This window comes from Serratia sp. TSA_7 (assembly GCF_052692135.1).
The window spans coordinates 119,080-140,188 of sequence record NZ_JBQZFU010000006.1; the positions used below are offsets into that span (position 1 = coordinate 119,080).

General features: G+C 57.3%; 22 protein-coding genes. 7 read left to right on the plus strand and 15 right to left on the minus strand.

Annotated features, from left to right (window positions below; genetic code table 11):
• Positions 1-12: 12 nt before the first annotated feature.
• From ACUTQW_RS18580 to ACUTQW_RS18595, 4 genes are all read right to left on the minus strand, one after another.
• Positions 13-699 carry a D-lyxose/D-mannose isomerase gene (locus ACUTQW_RS18580; protein ID WP_006323890.1) on the minus strand — a complete coding sequence of 229 codons (687 nt, stop codon included), beginning with the start codon at positions 697-699 and terminating at the stop codon, positions 13-15.
• Between the two features lie 63 nt (positions 700-762).
• Positions 763-1,704: an ABC transporter substrate-binding protein gene (locus tag ACUTQW_RS18585; RefSeq protein WP_006323889.1), complete on the minus strand. Its 942-nt coding sequence runs from the start codon at positions 1,702-1,704 to the stop codon at positions 763-765.
• Positions 1,705-1,747: 43 nt separating this feature from the next.
• Positions 1,748-2,737: an ABC transporter permease subunit gene (locus ACUTQW_RS18590; protein ID WP_004949199.1), complete on the minus strand. Its 990-nt coding sequence runs from the start codon at positions 2,735-2,737 to the stop codon at positions 1,748-1,750.
• A gap of 28 nt (positions 2,738-2,765) precedes the next feature.
• A complete protein-coding gene (locus tag ACUTQW_RS18595) occupies positions 2,766-4,286 on the minus strand; it encodes a sugar ABC transporter ATP-binding protein (RefSeq protein WP_006323888.1) in 1,521 nt (506 codons plus the stop codon).
• 141 nt (positions 4,287-4,427) lie between these two features.
• Between ACUTQW_RS18595 and ACUTQW_RS18600 the strand changes: the two genes are divergently transcribed.
• The 3 genes from ACUTQW_RS18600 to ACUTQW_RS18610 all read left to right on the plus strand — a co-directional run bounded on the left by ACUTQW_RS18600 (position 4,428) and on the right by ACUTQW_RS18610 (position 8,611).
• Complete coding sequence (locus tag ACUTQW_RS18600; RefSeq protein WP_006323887.1) at positions 4,428-7,040, plus strand: ATP-binding protein; 2,613 nt, start codon at positions 4,428-4,430, stop codon at positions 7,038-7,040.
• An 88-nt stretch (positions 7,041-7,128) separates the two neighbouring features.
• The gene (gene rdgC / locus ACUTQW_RS18605) at positions 7,129-8,040 is read left to right on the plus strand and encodes a recombination-associated protein RdgC (RefSeq protein ID WP_006321205.1); all 912 of its coding nucleotides are present in this window, start codon (positions 7,129-7,131) and stop codon (positions 8,038-8,040) included.
• Between the two features lie 229 nt (positions 8,041-8,269).
• The gene (locus ACUTQW_RS18610) at positions 8,270-8,611 is read left to right on the plus strand and encodes a hypothetical protein (RefSeq protein ID WP_020438533.1); all 342 of its coding nucleotides are present in this window, start codon (positions 8,270-8,272) and stop codon (positions 8,609-8,611) included.
• Positions 8,612-8,968: 357 nt separating this feature from the next.
• On the opposite strand, the gene ppnP is transcribed toward ACUTQW_RS18610, so the two are convergent.
• From ppnP to ACUTQW_RS18625, 3 genes are all read right to left on the minus strand, one after another.
• Positions 8,969-9,256, minus strand: coding sequence for a pyrimidine/purine nucleoside phosphorylase (ppnP, locus tag ACUTQW_RS18615; protein ID WP_004949189.1), 288 nt, complete (start codon positions 9,254-9,256; stop codon positions 8,969-8,971).
• Positions 9,257-9,573: 317 nt separating this feature from the next.
• Positions 9,574-9,774: a YaiA family protein gene (locus ACUTQW_RS18620; protein ID WP_004949187.1), complete on the minus strand. Its 201-nt coding sequence runs from the start codon at positions 9,772-9,774 to the stop codon at positions 9,574-9,576.
• Positions 9,775-9,821: 47 nt separating this feature from the next.
• Positions 9,822-10,226, minus strand: coding sequence for a nuclear transport factor 2 family protein (locus ACUTQW_RS18625; RefSeq protein ID WP_006323883.1), 405 nt, complete (start codon positions 10,224-10,226; stop codon positions 9,822-9,824).
• A gap of 98 nt (positions 10,227-10,324) precedes the next feature.
• On the opposite strand from ACUTQW_RS18625, the gene ACUTQW_RS18630 reads away from it, so the two are divergent.
• On the plus strand, positions 10,325-11,086 hold the full coding sequence (locus ACUTQW_RS18630) for a helix-turn-helix domain-containing protein (RefSeq protein WP_006323882.1): 762 nt from the start codon (positions 10,325-10,327) through the stop codon (positions 11,084-11,086).
• Here ACUTQW_RS18630 and ACUTQW_RS18635 read toward each other — a convergent pair.
• The 5 genes from ACUTQW_RS18635 to ACUTQW_RS18655 form a co-directional block, all read right to left on the minus strand.
• Entirely contained in the window at positions 11,043-11,630 is a 588-nt protein-coding gene (locus ACUTQW_RS18635) for a TetR/AcrR family transcriptional regulator (protein WP_006323881.1), read from the minus strand. The two genes, ACUTQW_RS18630 and ACUTQW_RS18635, sit on opposite strands and share 44 nt — an antisense overlap.
• 81 nt (positions 11,631-11,711) lie before the next feature.
• Positions 11,712-12,758: an aldo/keto reductase gene (locus ACUTQW_RS18640; RefSeq protein ID WP_004949178.1), complete on the minus strand. Its 1,047-nt coding sequence runs from the start codon at positions 12,756-12,758 to the stop codon at positions 11,712-11,714.
• 178 nt (positions 12,759-12,936) lie between these two features.
• Entirely contained in the window at positions 12,937-13,461 is a 525-nt protein-coding gene (gene aroL / locus ACUTQW_RS18645; protein WP_004949177.1) for a shikimate kinase AroL, read from the minus strand.
• Between the two features lie 117 nt (positions 13,462-13,578).
• Positions 13,579-14,097, minus strand: a complete 519-nt coding sequence (locus ACUTQW_RS18650; RefSeq protein WP_004949175.1) for a GNAT family N-acetyltransferase — start codon at positions 14,095-14,097, stop codon at positions 13,579-13,581.
• 87 nt (positions 14,098-14,184) lie between these two features.
• Entirely contained in the window at positions 14,185-15,300 is a 1,116-nt protein-coding gene (locus tag ACUTQW_RS18655; protein WP_006323880.1) for an ABC transporter substrate-binding protein, read from the minus strand.
• 211 nt (positions 15,301-15,511) lie between these two features.
• Here ACUTQW_RS18655 and ACUTQW_RS18660 point away from each other — a divergent pair, with 211 nt between their 5' ends.
• Positions 15,512-15,973, plus strand: a complete 462-nt coding sequence (locus tag ACUTQW_RS18660; protein WP_004949170.1) for a GNAT family N-acetyltransferase — start codon at positions 15,512-15,514, stop codon at positions 15,971-15,973.
• Here the strand turns inward: ACUTQW_RS18660 and ACUTQW_RS18665 are convergent, their stop codons facing one another.
• Together ACUTQW_RS18665 and ACUTQW_RS18670 are read right to left on the minus strand one after the other, a co-directional pair.
• Positions 15,974-16,531 carry a class I SAM-dependent methyltransferase gene (locus ACUTQW_RS18665; protein ID WP_004949168.1) on the minus strand — a complete coding sequence of 186 codons (558 nt, stop codon included), beginning with the start codon at positions 16,529-16,531 and terminating at the stop codon, positions 15,974-15,976. It abuts the gene before it with no gap.
• A 246-nt stretch (positions 16,532-16,777) separates the two neighbouring features.
• Positions 16,778-17,062, minus strand: coding sequence for a YdgH/BhsA/McbA-like domain containing protein (locus ACUTQW_RS18670; protein WP_006323877.1), 285 nt, complete (start codon positions 17,060-17,062; stop codon positions 16,778-16,780).
• A gap of 309 nt (positions 17,063-17,371) precedes the next feature.
• On the opposite strand from ACUTQW_RS18670, the gene ACUTQW_RS18675 reads away from it, so the two are divergent.
• Complete coding sequence (locus tag ACUTQW_RS18675) at positions 17,372-18,553, plus strand: low temperature requirement protein A (protein WP_006323876.1); 1,182 nt, start codon at positions 17,372-17,374, stop codon at positions 18,551-18,553.
• Positions 18,554-18,594: 41 nt separating this feature from the next.
• Here the strand turns inward: ACUTQW_RS18675 and ACUTQW_RS18680 are convergent, their stop codons facing one another.
• The gene (locus ACUTQW_RS18680) at positions 18,595-19,956 is read right to left on the minus strand and encodes an esterase-like activity of phytase family protein (protein ID WP_006323875.1); all 1,362 of its coding nucleotides are present in this window, start codon (positions 19,954-19,956) and stop codon (positions 18,595-18,597) included.
• Between the two features lie 446 nt (positions 19,957-20,402).
• Between ACUTQW_RS18680 and aqpZ the strand changes: the two genes are divergently transcribed.
• Positions 20,403-21,098: an aquaporin Z gene (gene aqpZ / locus ACUTQW_RS18685; RefSeq protein WP_004949160.1), complete on the plus strand. Its 696-nt coding sequence runs from the start codon at positions 20,403-20,405 to the stop codon at positions 21,096-21,098.
• Positions 21,099-21,109: the final 11 nt, after the last annotated feature.

The following is a 21,109-nucleotide window of genomic DNA, read 5'->3' on the forward strand; positions in this document are numbered from 1 at the left end:
AGCTGTTCTCCTTTAATCGATAAAGCGCGAATATTCGTTGCACAGCAGCCACTGCGGCGGCTGGTCTTCCGTTATTTGGCCAAAGCGGCTGAGCGGCGTCAGGAAACGGTTGTCGTTGTCGTCATCGTTGACCGTCGAGACTTCGCCCACCAGCACGTCACCAAAGCCCTCCTCACCCCAAAAGCTGTGATAAATGCCCGGCGTCAGGCAGATGCTTTCTCCCGGTGCCAGCCGCAGACGCGAACCGGCGGCATGGGTCTGCCGGCAACCGTCCAGGGTAACGGTCACCGCTCCCTCAGCCAGCCGTTCATCGGCATCGGCGTTGTGCAGTTCGACGATCAGATTGCCGCCGCCGCGGTTGATGATGTCCTCGCGTTTGCGCCAGTGGAAATGCATTGGCGTCACCTGCGCTTCGCGGCAGTGCATGATCTTCTCCGCATAACATTTGGCATAGGGCTGGCCGCCGGGCGAACCGTTGCGCAGCGTAAACAGCGTCAGGCCACTGTGCGCAAAGTCATCGCCGCCGAACGCGGTGACATCCCAACCGAGTTTCAGATCGAAGACCTCCTGCCACGGCTGGCGATCGAGCTGCCGCCAGGCCGACGGGCTAAAATGAGCGAAAGGCGGCAGATGGACGTCGAAGCGGGCAAAAAAGTGCTGGGTTTGCTGCAGGATCCGGTTCACGGCGGAACGGTTCATGGCACCTCCGGGCGTGGTGATGAATAAGGGGGCCGGACTGAGCCGGCCCCTGGCGGCAGAAGGTTATTTCACCGTCCAGCCTTTGTAGCTGCCGATATTGTTTTTATCGATCATGGTCACCGGGATCAGCACCGGGCCGGTTGGCGCGGGTTTGCCCTGCAGAATGTCGTAACCGATCTCGACCGCCTTGGCCGCCATCACCTGCGGATCCTGCGCCGGCGTCGCCACAAACAGCGAGTTGCCGCGCTTGAGCGCCTCTTCACCGTCCGGCGAACCGTCTACGCCGACGATAAAGAACTCGCTGCGCTGCGCCTGCTTGGCCGCCAGATCGGCGCCGATCGCCGTCGGATCGTTAATCGCGAATACGCCGTCGATCTTCGGATTGGCCGCCAGCAACGAGGTCATGATCTCCAGGCCGCCTTCGCGGCTGCCCTTGGCGTTCTGGTTATAGGACAGCAGCTTGATATCCGGGTGTTTCTTCAGCTCGGTCATGCAGCCCTCCACCCGGTTTTGCACCGCAGAAACCGGCGGCCCGTTGATGATCACCACGTTGCCTTTCTCTTTCAGGCGATCGCTGATGTATTTACAGGCCATCGCACCCGCCTGGGTGTTATCCGAAGTGATGGTCGCGTCGGCGCCTTCGGCCGCCACGTCTACCGCCACCACCACAATGCCGGCGTCCTTGGCGCGTTTGACCGCCGGGCCGATGCCTTTGGAATCGGCGGCGTTGAGGATGATCATATCGACCTTGGCGGCGATGAAGTTGTCGATCTGCGCCACCTGCTGGCCAAGATCGTAACCACTCGACACCAGTGTCACATTCACCTTGTCACCGGCCAGCTCACGCGCTTTCAACTCCGCGCCCTTGGTGATCTGCACAAAGAACGGGTTGGCCAGATCGCCCACCGTCACCCCGATCGATTTCAATTCTTTCGCCTGGACCACAGAGGCGCTGCCGAGCGCGGCGGTAACCAACAAAGCGGTAATCAATGGCTTGAAACGCATAGTGTTTTCCTCATTATTATCCAGATGTTATGAAGCACTGCGATTAGTGTTGATAGTTTCGGGTACGGTATTTATCAATCAGCACCGCTATGATGATCACCGCCCCTTTGATCACCAATTGCCAGAAATAAGAAACCCCCATCAGCGTCATGCCGTTGTTCAGGGTCGCGATAATCAGCGCCCCCACCAGCGTGCCGGTAATGGTGCCGATACCGCCGACGAAGCTGGTACCGCCGAGGATCACCGCGGCGATGGCATCCAGCTCATAACCCATGCCCAGGTTGCCGTTGGCGCTGTAGAGCCGGGAGGCGCTCATCACCCCGCCCAGCCCGGACAGCAGGCCGCTCATGCCGTAGACGAACAGCAGCACCGCGCCCACCTTGATGCCGGTCAGGCGCGCGGCCTGTATATTGCCGCCCACCGCATAGATATGAACCCCGAGCGTGGTGCGACGCAGGATGAACCAGCACAGCGCGATCACCGCAAAGGCGATAATCACCAGCCAGGGAATCGGCCCCAGATAAGCATTGCCGATCCACTCAAAACTGATATTCGAGTTGATGATGGTGGTGCCGTCCGCCAGCAAATAAGCCGCGCCGCGCAGGGCGGTGTAGGTACCCAGCGTAACGATAAACGGCGGTAAACCGGCGTAGGCCACCAGAAATCCATTGAACAGCCCCATCCCCAACCCGGCCAGCAGCGCCAGCGGGATCGACAGCCCGGCCATACCCGGCATCAGCGAAACCGCCATCGCCACCACCGCCGTGGTGCCCAGCATCGAACCGACCGAGAGATCGATACCGCCGGTAAGAATGATGAAGGTCATGCCCGCGGCCAACACGATGTTAATCGACGCCTGACGGGCGATATTCAGCAGGTTGGCATCGGTAAAGAAATTCGGCGCGACAAAACCGAAAACCGCGACGATCAGGATCAGGATCGGCAGAATGCCGACGGTTTGCATCATATCGCCCAAGATCGCTCGTTTCAGCGTGGGATTTTTTGCGCCAGGCGGCAGGGGATTCGAAGTCATGGCAGGCTCCTTGAGCGTACGGATTGAATTATTCATGGTCGGCGGTTTCCACGGCGGTTTCGACGCCGGTAGCCAGCGTCATGATGTTTTCCTGAGTAATGTCGCTGCCGCTCAGTTCACCGGCGATACTGCCTTCGTGCATGACGTAAACCCGATCGCTCATACCGACCACCTCCGGCAGTTCGCTGGAGATCATCAGGATCGCCACTCCCTGCTGCGCCATCTGGCTCATGATGCGGTAAATTTCGCTCTTGGCACCGACGTCAACGCCGCGCGTGGGTTCATCGAGGATCAAAATGCGCGGGCCGATCGCCACCCAGCGAGAAATCAGCAGCTTTTGCTGGTTGCCGCCGGACAGGCCGCCGGCGCGGACCTGAGCATGCGGCACACGGATATTCAGCAAGCCGATAGCGTCGCTGGAAATGCTCTGCGCCTTGCGGCGATTCAGCAGGCCGTAGCGGCCATCGCGCTCCAACGTTGCCATAACGATATTTTCATGCGCCGCCAGATCGAGAAACAGACCCTGCTCCTTGCGGTTTTCGGTGAGAAAACCGATGCCCTGAGCGATGGCGTCGCGCGGTGAATGGATATTGGCCGTTTTGCCGTCAATCTCCACAGTGCCGCCGCTCGCCTTGCGCACGCCGAAAATCAGCTGCGCCAGTTCGGAGCGCCCGGCGCCCACCAGCCCGGAAAGGCCGACAATCTCGCCGGCGCGCACCTGCAGACTGACCGGCTTCACTTTCTTGCCGTCGGTCAGCCCGCGCAACGTCAGGCGCGGTTCGCCCACCGCAATCCCCTGTTCCTTATTGAACAGATCGCTCAGCGGGCGGCCCACCATCATGCGCACCAGCTCGCTGGCGGACAGCTTGTCGCGCGTCAGGCTACCGACGTACTGGCCGTCACGCAGCACGCTGACGCGATCCGACAGTTCGTACACTTCCGCCATGCGGTGGCTGATGTAAATGATCGCCATCCCCTCATCGCGCAGGCGCTTGATCAGCTCGAACAGCCGATGCGTTTCACGCGAAGAGAGCGCCGCCGTAGGTTCGTCCATCACCAGAATGCGGCTGTTGCGATGCAACGCGCGGGCGATTTCCACCTGCTGCTGCTCGGCGATGGTTAATTTCATGACCCGATCGCCGGCGCTGAACTGCGCGCCAAGCCTGTCGATCACCTTCTGCGCTTCCAGCAACATCCGCTGGCGTTTCACCAGGCCACCGCGCTGGATCTCGCTGCCCAGAAAAATGTTCTCTGCCACCGTCAGATTCGGTGCCAGATTCATTTCCTGGTAAATCAGCGTGATACCTGCCGCCAGGGCGTCTTTTGGCCCTTTGATGGCGAACGGCTGCCCATCGATAAAAATTTCCCCGCTGCTGGCGATATACGCGCCGGCCAATATTTTCATTAACGTGCTTTTACCCGCGCCGTTTTCACCCATCAGCGCGTGGATCTCACCGCGATATACCGTCAGGTCGACGCCTTTCAGCGCATAAAACTGACCAAAACTCTTGGCGATGTTGTGCATTTCCAAAATCGGGGTCACGCTCATCGTCATACCTCAGGCTGCGGTTCGGATTACATGCAGTTAACCACGCATAAATAAATGCAAAATGTCAGCGCCTGTTCATGTTTGTCATATTGTTAATGGAACGGGGATTTATACTGCGAACAGTCAGTTACGGGAGATACGATGCGCAGACTGCCTTTCCTTGCCGGTGCGCGTGGGCGCCTGCTGATGTTCAACCTGCTGGTGGTGGCGGTGACGCTGATGGTCAGCGGCGTGGCGATCGTCGGCTTTAAACATGCGGGCAAGCTGCAGGAACAGGTGCAGGCGCAAACGCTGAAAGAGATGAACGGCAGTATGGCGCTGAGCCGGGATACGTCGAACGTCGCCACCGCCGCCATTCGGCTTTCGCAGGTGGTTGGCGCGCTGGAGTACCAGAGCGAATCTGCCCGGTTGAAACAGACCCAGTTGGCGCTGCAGGCGTCTCTCAACCGGCTGGCGGACGCCCCGCTGGCCCACAGCGAGCCGGCGCTGGTCAAGCGCATCATCAGCCGCAGCAACGCCCTGGAAACCAGCGTCACCCGCATGCTGGAACTCGGCCACGCGCGGCACCTGCAACGCAACATTCTGCTCAGCGGGCTGTACCAGGCGCAGAGCACGCTGCGGCATATCGCCAGCCTGAGCCAACGCGATAATCTGGACCAGCCTTCGCAGCCGCTGCTCGGCCAGATCGACCGGCTGCTGGCCATCGCCATTCAGACCCCAACGCCCAAGGCGGCCGCCCAGCAACTCGACAGCGTCATGGTCTACTGGCCGCAGCGCAGCCCGGATGCGCTGGTGGACGAGAAAATGCGGCAGTTTCGCGCCAGCGAACAACGCCTGTTGCCCGAAACGCTGGAACTGGAGCAAAGCGACCTTGCCCTGGCCTATTATACCTACCATATCAAAGCGTTAGTCGCGATGCTCAACGACGACATCAACCTGTACGTGCAAAAGGTGGCGAAAGAGTCGGAGCTGCGCACCCACCAGACGCACCACGAGCTTAGCTCCATCAGCGTATTTATCGGCCTGTTCGCTTTGCTGGCGTTGGTGATTACCGGCTTCGCCGGGCTGTATATCTACCGCAACCTCGGTTCTAACCTGACGGCGATCGCCAATGCCATGACGCGGCTGGCGCGCGGTGAACGTGACGTCAGCGTGCCGGCGCTGCAACGCCGCGATGAACTGGGCGAACTGGCGCGGGCTTTCAATGTGTTTGCTCGCAATACCGCCTCGCTGGAACAAACCTCTCGCCTGTTGAAAGAAAAAAGCACCCAGTTGGAAACCACCTTTCTGGCGATGCGCGACGGCTTTGCACTCTTTGATAACGACGGACAACTGGTGGTGTGGAACCCGCAATACCCGCTGCTGCTGGGGCTGGACGAACACCAGTTGCACCGCGGCCAGCACTACCGCGAGTTACTGCAGCACGTAACGCCGCCACGGGGCCAGCGCTGGGAGGCGGTGTTGGCCAATCTGTCCAGCGAACTGCCGCAGCCGCAGGAACTGCGTCTGGATGACGGCCGCACCGTCGAACTGCGTTTCAGCCCGGTGCCCAACCGCGGGGTGGTGAACGTGGTGCTCGAACGCACCGAGCGCAAGGCGCTGGAAGAGGCGCTGCTGCACAGCCAGAAAATGAAGGCGGTCGGTCAGCTTACCGGCGGCCTGGCGCACGATTTTAACAACCTGTTGGCGGTGATTATCGGCAGCCTGGAACTGACTACCGGGCAAACGCAGGACGCGCAAACCGCACAACGTATCGCCCGCGCACTGAAAGCCGCCGAACGCGGTGCGCAACTCACTCAGCGCCTGCTGGCGTTCTCACGCAAACAGGCGCTGCACCCGCAGGCCATCGCGCTGCGCACGCTGGTGGAAAACCTGCAGGAACTGCTGCGCCATTCGCTGCCCGCCACGCTGTCGCTGACCATTGAGGCGCAACAGCCCGGCTGGCCGGCGTGGATCGATGCCAATCAGTTGGAAAATGCGCTGATCAACCTGGTAGTGAACGCGCGGGATGCGATGGAGGGCCGCAGCGGGGTGGTGAAGATCCGCATCTACAACCAACGAGTGGTGCGCAGCAGCGGCAAAAAACAGGATATGGTGGCGCTGGAAGTGATCGACACCGGCTGCGGGATGTCGGAGGAAGTCAAGGCACAGGTGTTCGAACCCTTCTTCACCACCAAGGCGGTCGGTAGCGGCAGCGGGCTTGGTCTGTCGATGGTTTACGGTTTTGTCCGCCAGTCCGGCGGGCGGGTGCAGATTGAAACCGCGCCGGGCAAAGGCACGCTGGTGCGCCTGCAATTGCCCCGAGCCCCCATGCAGGCGGTAACGGAAACGCCGCTGCTGCCGCTTGACGACAGTGACGGCACCGACAATCTGGTGCTGGTACTGGAAGATGAGAACGACGTGCGCCACACGCTGTGCGAACACCTGCACCAGCTCGGCTACCTGACGCTGGACAGCGCAGACAGCCAGGAAGCGCTGGCGCTGCTGCGCCAGACGCCGGATATCGCGCTGCTGATAAGCGATCTGATGCTGCCGGGCGAACTGAACGGCGCGCAGGTGATTGAGCAGGCGCGGGAGATCAATCCCCACCTCTGCGCTCTGCTGATCAGCGGCCAGGACATGCGCCGCCACTCTCAGGGAGATCTGCCTGAGCTTGAGCTGCTGCGCAAGCCTTTCAGCCAGCGGCAACTGGCGCTGGCGCTGCAACGGGCGCGCAGAAGAAACGCGGTCGGCGACGCAATTCAGAGGGAATGAGGCGATTTTTCGCCTCTGATTCGTTATCATGCCGCCCTGCTTTTGATGAACAAGCGTGCCGACTGCACGCCCAGCCAGGGACAACATTATGCTGTGGTTTAAGAATTTGATGGTTTACCGTTTGAGCCGCGAAGTTGCGCTAAACGCGGATGAAATGGAAAAACAGCTCAGCGCTTTTGCTTTCACCCCTTGCGGCAGCCAGGACATGGCGAAAACCGGCTGGGTCTCCCCAATGGGTTCCCACAGCGACGCCTTGACGCACGCGGTTAACGGCCAGATCGTCATCTGCGCGCGCAAAGAAGAAAAAATCCTGCCTTCGCCGGTCATCAAGCAAGAATTGCAGGCCAAGATTGAGCGGCTGGAAGGCGAACAACACCGCAAACTGAAAAAAACCGAGAAAGACGCGCTGAAAGATGAGGTGCTGCACAGCCTGCTGCCGCGCGCCTTCAGCCGTTTCAACCAGACCTTTATGTGGATCGACACCGTCAATGACCTGATCATGGTTGACGCCGCCAGCGCCAAACGCGCCGAAGATACCTTGGCGCTGCTGCGTAAAAGTCTGGGTTCGCTGCCGGTGGTGCCGCTGACCATGGAAAGCCCGATCGAGCTGACGTTGACCGAGTGGGTGCGCTCCGGCGAGTTGCCGGCCGGTTTTATCATTCAGGACGAAGCGGAACTGAAGGCGATTCTGGAAGACGGTGGCGTGATCCGCTGCAAGAAGCAGAACCTGATCAGCGACGAAATTGCGGTGCATATCGAAGCCGGCAAGCTGGTGACCAAACTGGCGGTGGACTGGCAGGAACGCATTCAGCTGGTGCTGGCGGACGACGGCTCGCTCAAGCGCCTGAAGTTTGCCGACGCGCTGCGTGAGCAGAATGACGATATCGATCGTGACGACTTCGCCCAACGTTTTGACGCCGATTTTATCCTGATGACCAGCGAACTGGCGGCGTTAATCAAGAACACCATCGAAGCCCTCGGCGGTGAAGCCCAGCGTTAACTCAGCCTGAAAATACCAAGGGCTCTGCATGCAGAGCCCTTCTTGCCATATTTTAGGCAGGAAAACCTCTCATTTATCCCCACCCATAGTATTGTCTGAATAACTTCCAGCCGTTTTTAATTATGTTTTATCTACGCGTATTGATACTGTCTAAAAAATACGCTATTTATAAATAGCATTAAAACTTGTTTTATATTCATATCAATTACATCATGAAAAGGAATTATTTATGAAAGTTATTGATTCATCGATGCTCGATCAAATTTCTGATGGTCGTGGTAATAATGGCGGTGATCGAATTGACAACAATGGCCGAGCAAATAGTGCAGGGAAAACTGCCGCTACAGGGGCCGGAGTTATAGTGGGGGGCTACATTGGAGCCCTCGTCACCGGTCCTGGAGCACCTCTGGGGGCCGCCATTGGCGGCTGGATCGGTAGTATTATCGCCGATGCTGGTTATAATGCAGCGGTAAACGCGGTAAATGACCCTCGAAATAATGACGGTAACGGACGTGGCGCTTTTGGCGGAGACAGCAATAAGAATAGTGTAAACGGTCAATGTCACTGGTAATGAGTTACATGAGGAGAGATTGCGATCTCTCCTTTTAAGTAAAAGGGCAGTGTTGTGAAACAGGAAAGATTAAAAAGATTGATGTTCGTTTCAGGGGTTTCCTTTTCATCATTTTTAATCGCAAACATAAGAGAGTTTTCCTTCCCTACCTCATTAATCAAAGCCTTTTTAGCGTCTATTATCTTCACATTGATTTATGCATTTCTTTCCAGCCACTTCTGGAAAAAGTATGTTCTAAAAATAAAAGATGAAGAATAACCTGAGGGTTCAGCGCCACGTTTTTGCCCAATATCCCAGTCGCAAACGTCTAAGGGCTCTGCATGCAGAGCCCTGATTTCCCGCCAAAAGAGGAAACTACTAACTTAAATAACGGCACAGATAGGCGGTTGCATCAGCAACCTGCAGGTTGAACTCACTGTGAGCCGGTACGAAGAATTTCTCACCCGGCATAAACACCTGCCAATCCGGCGAGCCCGGCAGCAACACTTTCAACGCGCCGGTAATCACGGTCATCTCTTCCGGCTGGGCGGTGCTGAAGGTGTACTCACCCTCTTCCATCACACCGACGCTGGCAAGGCCGATGCTGCTACTATCGAAACCGATAGACTTCACTTTTCCGGCAAAATACTCGTTCACTTTCAGCATAGACTGGCACCCGCATAATCAACTTTATGAGAAATCCATATTGGGGGATTGCGCTTGATCTGTCACTGGTTTTTCACGCGAAATGCGATCGTGGCGCAGAGTAAAATTCTGCCCGGCGATCGGTCGTCAGCCTTCCGTTCTGAATCCGCAACAAAAATAGCGCCGGGCCACCGCCGGACAGCCAGCGCCATGGCATTTTATTAGTATTCGAATCAGATAATTAACTCAGCGGCCGGCAAAAACAATGCGCACGAAGCGGCCTTAAGCAAAAGGCAAAAAAAGAAACCGGCATCGCGCCGGCTTCTGTAGGGTACAGGTTAATCTTCCAACGCCTGATCCTCGTAACGATGCTTGGCGTCAAGCGCTTCCTGCTCGGTCGAGTGCTCACTGAGCAGCGTATTCGGCTCAATGTCGTCGGTGCGCACCTCAAAACGATGGATATGCAAGCTGGGGTCGCCCCGGTCAACTTCGACCACCCGAGCGCTTCTCGGATAGCCTGGTCGGTTATTTTCGCGCATGCTGTTCTCCCGTGTGAATCACACAGGGTTAAGTATAGCAGCCGAGTTTATGCCGACACGCGCGATCCCAGATCGCGATCGCCATGTTCGCCTTCCAGCAGTTGCGTCAGCTCATCGCAGGCACAGATCTTGCCGTCACGTACGGTGAAATGCGCCAGCACTTTGACCAGGCTGCGGCCACCGTCGCGCTTTTCCACCCGCACCTGATGATGCGTCAGCACCGCCTCCCCCTGTCCGGCGACGGCGATAATGTCCAACGCCATGCTGCGGGTGAGCTGCTTCAACAGGGCCATATGCTGCATAAATTGCGCATAATCGAGCGCTTTTCCGTCCACCTGCTGGCGATAATCTTCGCTGAACAGTTCGGCTATCAGCGCCGGCTGGTGTTGCGAGCAGGCAACCACCCGCTGCAAGGCGTCGAGTACCACGGCTATTGAGGGGTTTTCGTTCATAGAGGATATCCAAAAATGGAATGAGACGGGGATCATAGCGAAGGCAGGCGGTGGCATAATAACCGTACCTGGACTTTTTATACCGGTAATCGGCCAACATGATGATCCTGCGCAGCGAACGGCTTTTGCATGAGAAAAAACACCTCACGCCCTGGCACCACCATGCCGACGGGCAGATCTATCTGTTAACGCACGGCATGATGGCGCTGGAAACCGCAGGGAGGCAATGGGCAATGACCGCCGGCAGTATCGGCTGGTTGCCGCCACACTGCGCACACCAGGCGTTGGCCTGCGGTAACGTGGCGGGCTGGATCCTGTATCTGGGAGAACAACGCTGTGCGGCGTTACCGGAGCACCCCCGGCTGAGCGCCGCCTCAACGCTGATTCAGGCGCTGGTCGAGCGTATCGCGCAGTTTGCCGGGCAGCCGCTGAGTGCATCGCAACAGCGGATGTTGCAGGTATTGCTGGATGAAATGCACGTTCAGGAAAGCCCCCCGCTGCAACTGCCGCTACCGCAAGATGCGCGGCTGCTGAAAATCGCCCGCGCACTGCTGAACGAACCTGCCGGCGAGCGCACTCAGCGTGAATGGGCCGACTGGGCCGGGTTGAGCGTCCGTACCCTGAGCCGCCGTTTTATCGGCGAAACGGGCGTGACTTTTTCGCGCTGGCGCCAGCAAGCCAGGGTACTCCGCTCGCTGGAACCGCTGTCACGGGGGGAACCCGTCGGCCAGATTGCCGCTGACTGCGGTTACGACAATGTCAGTGCCTATATCGCCGCCTTCCGCGAGCGTTTTGGCACCACGCCGGGGCGGTATTTTACTCAGCGTCCGCCGGCAACAGCGCCTGACGCGCCGCGTTGAGAAACTGTTCCGACAACTCGTCGCCGCGAGTCGCCCGCGCCAGCGTCAGTGCCCCCACCAGCATCGCCATCTGCGCCAAAGCCTGCTGATGCCGCTGCTGTTCATCTACCGATGGCGACAGCGACTCCAGCCGCGCCAGCATCGATTTTGCGCCGCTCAGGTAGGCCTGGTGTACGGGTTTATCGGCCCCTTCCCGCGCCACGTCGGCGGCCAGCGCGGTGACCACGCAGCCTTCGGCGGGGCAGTCACGGTGTTTCACGTTCAGATAGCTGTCAACCAGGGTTGGCAAAGTGTGTTTGCCGGGCTGGCTGCTCAGCGCCTCCCAACGCTGGTCCGACTCCTCCGCCGCTCTGCGGCTGGCTACCGCCGCCAATTCATCCTTGGAGGCAAAGTGACCATAGAAACCGCCGTGGGTCAGCCCCACCGCCGCCATCAGATCGTTAACGCTGACGCCGTTCAGGCCACGTTCCCGAAACAGTTGTGAAGACACCCGCTCGATCGCCTCGCGATTGCGTTCCATTTGTTGCTTTGATACCCGCGCCATGGTGTTTTCTCCTTATCAATCCGGCATCATCTTAGGCCATCCGCTGACCGCACTCAATGATGATGCCTTTCATCAAAAGACTCAGGCACGCGGGGGGCGCGGTGCGGCAAAACGGTCGCTGTCACCGCCCTGCGCTCGCGCCAGCGTGTCGGCAATTTGCCGGTGAGGCGTACCGGGCTCAATAGCACTTACCCGATCCAGACGCGCCACTTGCTCTTCGCTCAGCGTCAAACTGAGCGCCGACAACGTATCGTCCAGTTGCGCTAACGTGCGCGGCCCCAGAATGGGGATCAGGCTGGTGCTGGAGTGCGCGGCCCGGTTGCGCAGCCAGGCGATGGCGACGTGGGTCGGCTGGGCACCGTGCTCCTGCGCTATTGCCAGCACTTCATCCAGCAGCGCGGTATCTTTCTCGCGATGCACCAGGCGCCCCAGTTCGGTCAGCCGCCCGGCGTTGCTGTGGCGATATTTCCCGGTCAACAGGCCGCCACCCAGCGGCGACCACAGCGTAGCGGCCATCCCCAACGCTTCGGCCATCGGCAGCAGTTCGCGCTCGGCGGTGCGTTCCACCAGGCTGTATTCCACCTGAATGCCGGCAATGCGCGCCCAGCCGCGTAGTTCGGCCAGAGTATCCGCCCGGGCAATGCGCCAGGCCGGGAAGTTGGACAGCCCGGCATACTGGATCTTGCCGGCACGAATCAGATCGTCAAACGCGCGTACGATCTCCTCAAGCGGGGTCAGATTGTCGGAGAAATGCGCCCACAGCAGGTCGATACGATCGGTTTTCAGGCGTTTCAGGCTAGCCTCCACCGAGGCGATCATGTTTTTACGGCTGTTGCCGGTGTGCGCAACACTTGCCTCCGGCGTGGCGCCCAGCGTGTACTTGGTGGCGACAACGAAGCGATCGCGCTCGGCGGCGATAAATTCCCCCACCATTTGTTCCGACTGACCAAACTGATAGGCGTCAGCCGTGTCGATGAAGTTACCGCCGGCGTCGACGTAGCGATCGAATACCTGTCTGGCCTCTTCCTTTTCCGAGCCGTAGCCCCAGCCCGTACCAAAGGTGCCGGTGCCCAGAGCCAGTTCGGCAACGCGCAGGCCGGTATTGCGGCCAAAGGGAGTGTATTTCATACAGATGCCTCGCAATAAGCTTGAGTTAAATAATATAAATGATGAGTGTCATTTATTTATATATGTCACTCATCATTTATAAAGGCAAGCGCGATTTGTCGTCAGACCGGAAAAATCAGGGGAGAAAAACAGAGTATTGGGCACAACGCACTGTGCCCAAAGGAAAATTCGCGGTGGATTATTTTACCGTTTCGCGCTGCAGCGCCGAGAGGATTTGCTCGACCACCTGTTGCGGGCTGCCGGTACCATCCATGACGAAATGCGCGGCCTCCTGATACAGCGCTTCGCGCGCCGCCAGCACTTCAAGCATCTCTTCGGCAATGGGGCGGCCGGTGAGCGTTGGGCGCTGAGCGTCCTGCGGATACTCTTCCAGCCGCTGCGCCAACACGTCCGCAGGCGAACGCAGGTAAATCACGGTGCCGTGCTGACGCATGAAGCGACGATTTTCTTCCGCCAGTATCATGCCGCCGCCGGTGGCAACTACAGTTGACGGTTGCGTCACGGTTTGCAGGGCAATGCTTTCACGGCGGCGAAAGCCCAGCCAGCCTTCATGGGCGACCATTTCCGCCACGCTCATTTGCGTGGTCTGCTGCATAAACAGATCGGTATCGGTGAAGTGATAGCCCATTGTCTGCGCCAATGCGCTGCCCACCGTGGTTTTACCGGCTCCGCGAGCGCCTACCATGAAAATGGTTTGTGTCATTACGGGTTGTCCCTTATACGGTGACTTGATTGCATTTGTACGCCTGAAGATCGGCGCGCAGATCCTGCGATGGCGTGGTTGCTTGCATCATACCGCCATCAGCCTGTATTTCAATATTTACGATAGTGTAAATTCCATTGCACAGCGGCTACCGGCAACAAATCCCTGCGCCGCCTCTTCAGCAAGCCGTTGCCGCAGCGGCAAGTTGAGCCGAACGGCCGCGATCGGCTGGAACCCTAACCGCCGGTAGTAAGGCGCATTCCAGGGCACGTCGATAAAGGTGGTCAGCGTCAGGCGCTGCGCGCCCTGCGATTTTGCCTGCATGGCAACCTCGGCTATCAAACGCCGGCCAATGCCGCGCCGCTGCCAGCCGGCGTCTACCGACAGCTCGGCGATGTGCCAATCCTGCTGCTGCGGCAATACGGCGATAAACCCGGCCACCTCACCCGACGCGCTTTCAGCCACCCACTCCCGCTGTTGCTGAATAAAATCAGCATGCTGCTGACGGCTCATCACCGGGCCATCGGCAAGAAAACGCCACGCCGGTTGCTGAAGAAACAGCTGCGCCGCCGAGCGTTCTATGGCGATCAGTTGGGGGATATCCTGCAGTTGCGCTAAACGAACAAGCGGGCTCATCGGGTTCTCCTTAACGACCGGGCGGCTCTGTAACTCAACGTCGGTGTCGAACGCAAGCCGCCAGGGGCCATGCCTCCAGCAGCAGCGTTATTGGTTATTCAGTTGGCTCCAGTAGGTGCCTGAAAAAGGTAACGGCAAAAATTGCTGGTATAGCTGCTTAAAGGTCTGCTGCGGATTGATGTCTGCAAACAAATCCGGATAGAAAGCTTTGGCGAGCATCTCGACCGCCACGACGTGGTACGGGCTGAGATAGAAATTGTGCCAAATGCTCCAGGCCTGGTGATTCTTGATCGCTTTCAGGTTGGCGAGCATGGGCTGTTTTTGCATGATCATGCGGAAGCTTTCATCGGCCTCCTGCTGGGTAACCCGTGGTCCAAGGCGCAGATCGGAAAAACGCTTGCCCTCCGGCCCGGCCATGCCGGTAGCGATGTAGATGTCAGGGTTGGCGGTCAGGATAGTTTCCGGGTTTAGATCGCCGAAGACGCCCTTGATGCTGGCGTTGGCGATATTGTCGCCGCCGGCAAAGGCCACCAGATCGCCAAGATTGCCGTGCGCAGCGGTGGTACAGCAGGTTTCGCGCCGCCCGAGGTGCAAATGCAGCATCACCTTGGGTTTTGGCCCCCGGTAGCCGGCCAGCCGCTGTTGAATCACCGCCATATGCTGCTGATAGAAACTGATGAACTGCTCCGCCCGCTGCTGGCGATTGAGCACTTCGCCCAGCAAACGCACGCTCGGCACGGTATTTTTCAGCAGATCAACCCGTAAATCGACGTAGATTACCGCAATACCGGCCTTGTTCAGCGCCGTTAGCAGAAAATCGCTGTCGCCCTCTTCACGCGCGTACCGGGCGAGAATCACCAGATCCGGCTTCAATTGGATCAGGTTTTCGACGTTAACCTGGCGGAAATTACCCTTGCTGATGGAAGGGATCGCTTTGATCTGCGGGAATTTTTGCGTATAGAGCTGCCAGCTTTGCGCATCAAAACGCGCCATATCTTCCGGCCAGCCAACGACGCGCTGAGCAGGATTGCCCGGCTCCAGCAGCGCCAGGGTATACAGCATGCGGCTTTCGCCCACCACGATACGCTGCGGGTTATCCGGCACGTCGACCTGTCGGCCGGTAATGTCGGTGACCATTTTCGCCTGAACGCTAAAAACGCCGAACAACAGGGAAAGCAGCAGTAAAACGAAAGGATTGCGCATGAGTGGGCCGGGGGCAGCTAAAAGATGGGTGCATGATAATTACTCTCATTAACAGTTTCAATTGATAACGCGCGCAGGACAGGACAAATCCGCTGAATCACGGTGTTTCGGCACCGATAAATGCAAAACCGCCGTAAATGTGATTGTCTACAGTAAAATCAGCCGATAAATCGATAAAAATGGCGAGATGGGGAAAACCGGAGGAGCACAGATGAACCAACGTATTGTTTCGCTAACGGAATGCCCGCAGTACAGCGATGTTTGCGCCGCATGGGCCTTTGGCCAGTGGGGGTCACAGCGCGGCGGCTCGCTGGAGCGCACGCGCCAGCGTTTTGCCCTGTGCACTCAACCGAGTGAAGACTATGTCACCCTGTTGATACTCGATGACGAACGCCCGCTGGGCATGGCCAGCCTGTGGCCGAGCGACGATCATCAGAGAAAGGATCTGTCTCCCTGGCTGGCGGGGGTTTTTGTTCATCCCGATCACCGGCGCCAGGGGATTGCGCAGCGTCTGGAAGCCGCTATCGTGCAGTTGGCTCGCCAACGTAACCATCCCGTTTTGCACCTGATCACCGACAAATCAGAGGCTTTGTATGCGGGCTGGGGTTGGCACACTATCGAACGCCGCCGGCAATATGATGGCGAAGTGGTGGTGATGGAGAAAAAACTGTAGCTAACGCGGCGTGCAGATATACACCAATGCCGGCGGGAAGTTACGCACCACCCGCACCCGCTTCCAATGAAAATAGCGAGACAGCAGCTTTTCCGACAGGTGGCTGTACTGGAACAAGACCAGAGTGCCGCCCCGTGCCCGCAACCGCTGCTGGGCTTGCTGCAGAATACGGATGCTGATTTTAACCGGGATCGACAACAACGGCAGGCAGGAGAACACCACATCATAGTCGCGGGCCATCTCTTCCGCGGAACGGTCCATAACGTGCAGGCGGCGATCGTCAATCTTGCGCAACTGATGCACAAAATTAGGCTGGATCTCAAACGCTTCGAGCGAGGCATCGGCGCGCATGCGTCCCAATATGCGTTTGGTCAGCACCCCATCCGCGGCCCCCAATTCGGCAATCGACAAGGCGCCAGTCCATTCGATCTGATTCAACATCGCCTGACACAACCAGGGGGAAGAAGGCGCCAGAGTGCCAATGGTGCGCGGTGAAGCCATAAACTGCTGGAGATAGGAAAAGTGGTTCTTCAGTTGCAGCCGTGTCGCATTTAACATTGGGGCCTCCGTTGGGTTGAGTAGCCACCAATCTGCCCTCAATTTCTTAAGTATTCATTAACATGAATCCGAAAGCCATCGAAACAGTTGTAATAAAATGCGACCGGCGGGCGCCAAAAACGCGAAACGGTTGCGGTAATAATCTTAGGGTAATCAAACGACAGCATTACCGGTCAGATTATCTTCCGCAACCGCTTATTTCACCGGCCACCTGTCGGCGGCCAGGCAATTATTTTCAGCCTGTTTTTAACGGTAGATTTCTGCATTACCGCGCCAGTTGCTGGAATCTCCCGGGGTGTCCAGAGCAATAATACGGTAATGGCTTGCGCCATCCGCCGCGGCTTTTTCTTTCAGCGCATGAACCGCGTCGCCCGGTGAACCGCTGATGCCGGAAACCGACACCACGCCGATGCTCTGCAGGTTGCTTGCCTGCTCGCTGTCAATTTGTTTTACCGTTGACAGTGGCGCGGCGAGAGAGGAAAAAGAAGCGGTTGCGATCAGGACTGCTGCGATGCCAGGTAATAGTTTCATGATTAGCTCCAGATGTTTTTGTTTATTTTCTCTATCAGTGGAGTTAATTATCCGCCTGGCAGTGCAAAGCGACGTCATTCAATGTAAAGAACATCAATCATTGTGAGGCAAATAAGGAGGAAGTGCGTACATCGATGTCATGACAGGATAATTCTGCAGTTGCTGAGAAAACTTTACCCCTGTCAGAAGCCAATTAAAAGCCCGGTGCTCCCCGTAATATAAAAACCTTCGTTTTTAAGAAAATTCCACCCTCTGTTACCCCCTGAACTACGCTGTTTTCTGAAGGTTATCACTTTAGAAGGACTCTCTATGTCGCAAACCTTACTGCGCGTGCGCGATGGTCGAGGCGCTTCGGTTTCGTTCTCGGAACTGTTATTCGATCTGATCTACGTTTTTGCCGTTACTCAACTTTCCCACTACCTGCTGCACCATCTGACGCTGACCGGCGCGCTGGAAACCTTGTTGCTGTGGTTTGCCGTCTGGCTGGCGTGGCAATACACCGCCTGGGTGACCAACTGGTTTAATCCGGATACCCGGCCCATTCGCATCCTGCTGTTCGCCATCATGCTGCTGGGGCTGTTCGCCGCCTCCGCGCTGCCGCAGGCGTTTGGCGAACGCGGGTTGATTTTCGCGCTGTTCTATGTGGCGATCCAGGTGGGTCGATCCTGCGTGGTCCTGAACCTGCTGGAAGCCAATCACCCGCTGAAGCAAAACTTCCGCCGTATCCTGGGCTGGTTGTCCATTTCGGCGATATTTTGGATCCTGGGCGGACTGGCGCAAGGCAATAGTCGGCTGCTGCTGTGGGCGCTGGCGGTGCTGTGCGAATACGTTTCACCGATGTTCGGTTTCCGCCTGCCGGTGCTGGGCCGCTCCGACAGCAGCAGTGAATGGACCATAGAAGGCCATCACCTGGCAGAGCGCTGCCAGCTGTTCGTGATCGTGGCGTTGGGTGAAACCATTCTGATTACCGGCTCCACCCTCAGCGAAATGGAAACCTGGACAGCGCCGGTGCTGATCGCCTCGCTGGTGGCCTTTATCGGTAGTCTGGCGATGTGGTGGGTCTATTTCGATACCAGCAGCAAAGCCGGAAGCCACGCCATCAGCCAGGCGGAAAATCCCGGCCAGTTGGGCGCCAACTTCCACTATGTGCACGTGGTGCTGGTCGGGGCAATTATCGTCTGCGCCGTCGCCAACGAACTGGTGATCGCCCATCCCGACGGCCCTATCGGCAACGTGACGGCGGCGGTGTTGCTCCTCGGTCCGGCCATTTACCTGCTCGCCAACGCCTTGTACAAACGGCTGGTGTATCGCCGCTTCCCGCTGTCGCACCTGGTGGGCCTGATAGCGCTGGCCGTGCTGACGCCGATAGCTTACCTGACCGATTTGCTGATGGTGAACGGACTGACCACGCTGATTATGGTGGTGGTTGCGGTGTGGGAAAGCATCTCGCGGGGCAGAACGCCGCAGAAACAAAACGGCGCGGCAACATAAGAAGGTGGACAGGGGGCACGCTATGCCCCCTGTCACGGCGGTTATTTCAGCGGTTGCGGCAGTTTCAGCACCCACAGTTCGCTCAGCGATTCCGGCTTATCCAGCGGCCGCAGTTCGATGCTCGTCGACACCGCTTTACCGTCAAGGGTCAAGCCACCCTGCTTATCCAACTGGTAATCGCCGATTTTCTTGCCCTTAGGCTCGGCGTTCACCAGCTTGGCCTGCAGACCAAAATCGTTATCGTTAATCACCGCAAGCGTGCGATCGTCGATCAGCGTCAGGCCTTCCACTTTTTCCTGCTGCCAGCCCAATTTGCGCAGATCCACCACTTCGCGCTTTTGCGCCAGCTTCACGCCGCGCTTGGCGAGATCCTTAGCATCGTCAAACTCCAGCGCTTTGTCCTTGCCGTCGAAGGCCGTCAGATCGGTCGCCTGGCTGAGATCGACCAGGTAGATTTTGTTAATCATCTGCTTGTCTTTATCGCTGCCCTGCTCAATCAGCAAGATATGCTGGTTGTCCACCGCCACGATGTCGCCGACTTTGGCGTCCTTGGCCTTGTTATAGCTGTCGATGTCAATCGGGTAGCCGTACATCGCCGTTTTGCCGCTGGCCGGATCAAAACTGACCAGGCGAGTAAATTGCGCCTTGTTCTTGCTCTTGCCGTCAACGTCCAGCGTGCTCTGCACCGCCGCCAAAATGCGGCCATCCGGCAGGCGGGTGATGCCCTCGAAACCCCGGTTAGGCTGGCGCCACTTGATAATATTCGGCAAGCCGCCGGCCACTGCCTGCTCCCCTTTCTGCGGCGCAGGGCCGTATTTGGCGAGGATCTTGCCTTTATTGTCGATATGGATCAGGAACGGGCCGTATTCGTCGCACAGCCAGTAGCCGCCGTTACCGTCGGCCGTGATGCCTTCGGTATCCAGCCCGCGCCGATCGCTCGGCAGCGTTTTGAGCGTATCGCTCAGCGCCACTTCGTTGGTGGAACCGATCAGTCCGCCCGGCAGCGGCAGCCCGCTGACAGGCCCCTGTTCGTCATGCAATGGGCGCTGATTGCCGGCAACGGCTTTCCCGCTGCCAACGCGAATATCCATCAGCAAGGGAACGAACTTCGGGTTGGCAAAGATTTTGGCCTCCTGTTCACCGACCGCAGGCGCATCGGCGTTAGGGCCGCGGTCGGTGACAGTGGTCAGCAGCAGATCATTGCCCTCACGGCCATTGAACACCAGACCGGAGCCGATACCTACCGGTAATCCCTGCGGAAAATGCTTGGCGAAAGCACCCTGATAGCTTACGTGCTCACCGCCGGGAAAGCTGACGACATAGCGCTCTACCTCAACGTCGGCGGCATAAGAGATCAGCGGAAACAACGAGGTGATTAACAGCGAAACCGGTTTTATTTTCATGGTTATGGCTCAGAGTTAAGGGAGTGAAGTTCGCAGCTTGCTAAGGTATTAACCTGGTGTGACATTCTGATGACAGCCGCGCTAATGTCATGAATCATAGTGCTAATTAAACATGGCAAATAGAAATTAACAATTAACATCGGCGAATTGAATGGAAAAAGCAGATGGAAAATTAAATTTTCCAAGGAACCTATTACGCTAACAGCAGCCCCAACAGTTAAGCTTAGGGCAAATTCTTATAAGAAAGATAAAAAAATAAACAAACGCGCGGAAATTCTGAAAAATATAGCCAAAGTCGCATAGACAAAACTAATTCACGGGGATTTAATACCCGCCGTTATTAAGGTGCATTAAGAAAATACTGATAGAAACCTGCATTAATTGATAAAGGTGTTCTATAGTTTTTAGTGCTAACGATCGTTAGTATTTTCCGTAGGATGGAGTTTATGTCAAAGCGACTATTTGCTGAATTTTTTGGCACATTTTGGTTGGTGTTTGGTGGTTGTGGCAGTGCGGTATTAGCTGCAGCATTTCCACAACTGGGTATTGGTTTTGCCGGTGTGGCACTCGCTTTTGGTCTTACCGTAGTCACAATGGCGTATGCCGTTGGGCATATTTCTGGCGGGCACTTTAACCCGGCCGTTACCGTGGGATTATTTGCCGGCGGCCGTTTCCCGGCCAAAGACGTCATCCCCTATGTGATCGCTCAGGTCATCGGCGGTATCGCTGCAGCGGCCGTGCTGTATTTGGTCGCCAGCGGCAAAGCGGGCTTTGATCCAACCGGCGGCGGCTTTGCCTCCAACGGCTACGGCGAACATTCACCGGGCGGTTATTCTCTGCAATCCGCCATCGTTATTGAATTGGTCCTGACCGCATTCTTCCTGATTGTTATTCACGGCGTGACAGATAAGCGTGCGCCTGCCGGGTTTGCCCCTTTGGCTATCGGTCTGGCATTAACGCTGATTCACTTAATCAGTATTCCGGTAACCAATACCTCCGTTAACCCGGCGCGCAGTACCGGCGTGGCAATATTCCAGGGCACCTGGGCATTGCAACAGCTTTGGGTATTCTGGCTGGTGCCGTTAATCGGCGGTGTCGTCGGCGGCCTGATTTATCGCTGCCTGCTGGAAGACAAAAAGTAATTAAGCGGTAT

Bases quoted from the DNA above. Each gene is read 5' to 3' on its own strand.
- ACUTQW_RS18595 (WP_006323888.1), bottom strand. From the start codon at position 4,286: ATGAGCGTGACCCCGATTTTGGAAATGCACAACATCGCCAAGAGTTTT.
- ACUTQW_RS18630 (WP_006323882.1), top strand. From the start codon at position 10,325: ATGATGATCCTGCGCAGCGAACGGCTTTTGCATGAGAAAAAACACCTC.
- ACUTQW_RS18665 (WP_004949168.1), bottom strand. From the start codon at position 16,531: ATGTTAAATGCGACACGGCTGCAACTGAAGAACCACTTTTCCTATCTC.
- ACUTQW_RS18640 (WP_004949178.1), bottom strand. From the start codon at position 12,758: ATGAAATACACTCCCTTTGGCCGCAATACCGGCCTGCGCGTTGCCGAA.
- aroL (WP_004949177.1), bottom strand. From the start codon at position 13,461: ATGACACAAACCATTTTCATGGTAGGCGCTCGCGGAGCCGGTAAAACC.
- ppnP (WP_004949189.1), bottom strand. From the start codon at position 9,256: ATGCTGAAAGTGAACGAGTATTTTGCCGGAAAAGTGAAGTCTATCGGT.
- ACUTQW_RS18580 (WP_006323890.1), bottom strand. From the start codon at position 699: ATGAACCGTTCCGCCGTGAACCGGATCCTGCAGCAAACCCAGCACTTT.
- ACUTQW_RS18670 (WP_006323877.1), bottom strand. From the start codon at position 17,062: ATGAAACTATTACCTGGCATCGCAGCAGTCCTGATCGCAACCGCTTCT.
- ACUTQW_RS18620 (WP_004949187.1), bottom strand. From the start codon at position 9,774: ATGCGCGAAAATAACCGACCAGGCTATCCGAGAAGCGCTCGGGTGGTC.
- ACUTQW_RS18635 (WP_006323881.1), bottom strand. From the start codon at position 11,630: ATGGCGCGGGTATCAAAGCAACAAATGGAACGCAATCGCGAGGCGATC.
- ACUTQW_RS18585 (WP_006323889.1), bottom strand. From the start codon at position 1,704: ATGCGTTTCAAGCCATTGATTACCGCTTTGTTGGTTACCGCCGCGCTC.
- ACUTQW_RS18650 (WP_004949175.1), bottom strand. From the start codon at position 14,097: ATGAGCCCGCTTGTTCGTTTAGCGCAACTGCAGGATATCCCCCAACTG.
- ACUTQW_RS18590 (WP_004949199.1), bottom strand. From the start codon at position 2,737: ATGACTTCGAATCCCCTGCCGCCTGGCGCAAAAAATCCCACGCTGAAA.
- ACUTQW_RS18600 (WP_006323887.1), top strand. From the start codon at position 4,428: ATGCGCAGACTGCCTTTCCTTGCCGGTGCGCGTGGGCGCCTGCTGATG.
- ACUTQW_RS18660 (WP_004949170.1), top strand. From the start codon at position 15,512: ATGAACCAACGTATTGTTTCGCTAACGGAATGCCCGCAGTACAGCGAT.
- ACUTQW_RS18655 (WP_006323880.1), bottom strand. From the start codon at position 15,300: ATGCGCAATCCTTTCGTTTTACTGCTGCTTTCCCTGTTGTTCGGCGTT.
- ACUTQW_RS18675 (WP_006323876.1), top strand. From the start codon at position 17,372: ATGTCGCAAACCTTACTGCGCGTGCGCGATGGTCGAGGCGCTTCGGTT.
- ACUTQW_RS18680 (WP_006323875.1), bottom strand. From the start codon at position 19,956: ATGAAAATAAAACCGGTTTCGCTGTTAATCACCTCGTTGTTTCCGCTG.
- rdgC (WP_006321205.1), top strand. From the start codon at position 7,129: ATGCTGTGGTTTAAGAATTTGATGGTTTACCGTTTGAGCCGCGAAGTT.
- ACUTQW_RS18610 (WP_020438533.1), top strand. From the start codon at position 8,270: ATGAAAGTTATTGATTCATCGATGCTCGATCAAATTTCTGATGGTCGT.
- ACUTQW_RS18625 (WP_006323883.1), bottom strand. From the start codon at position 10,226: ATGAACGAAAACCCCTCAATAGCCGTGGTACTCGACGCCTTGCAGCGG.
- aqpZ (WP_004949160.1), top strand. From the start codon at position 20,403: ATGTCAAAGCGACTATTTGCTGAATTTTTTGGCACATTTTGGTTGGTG.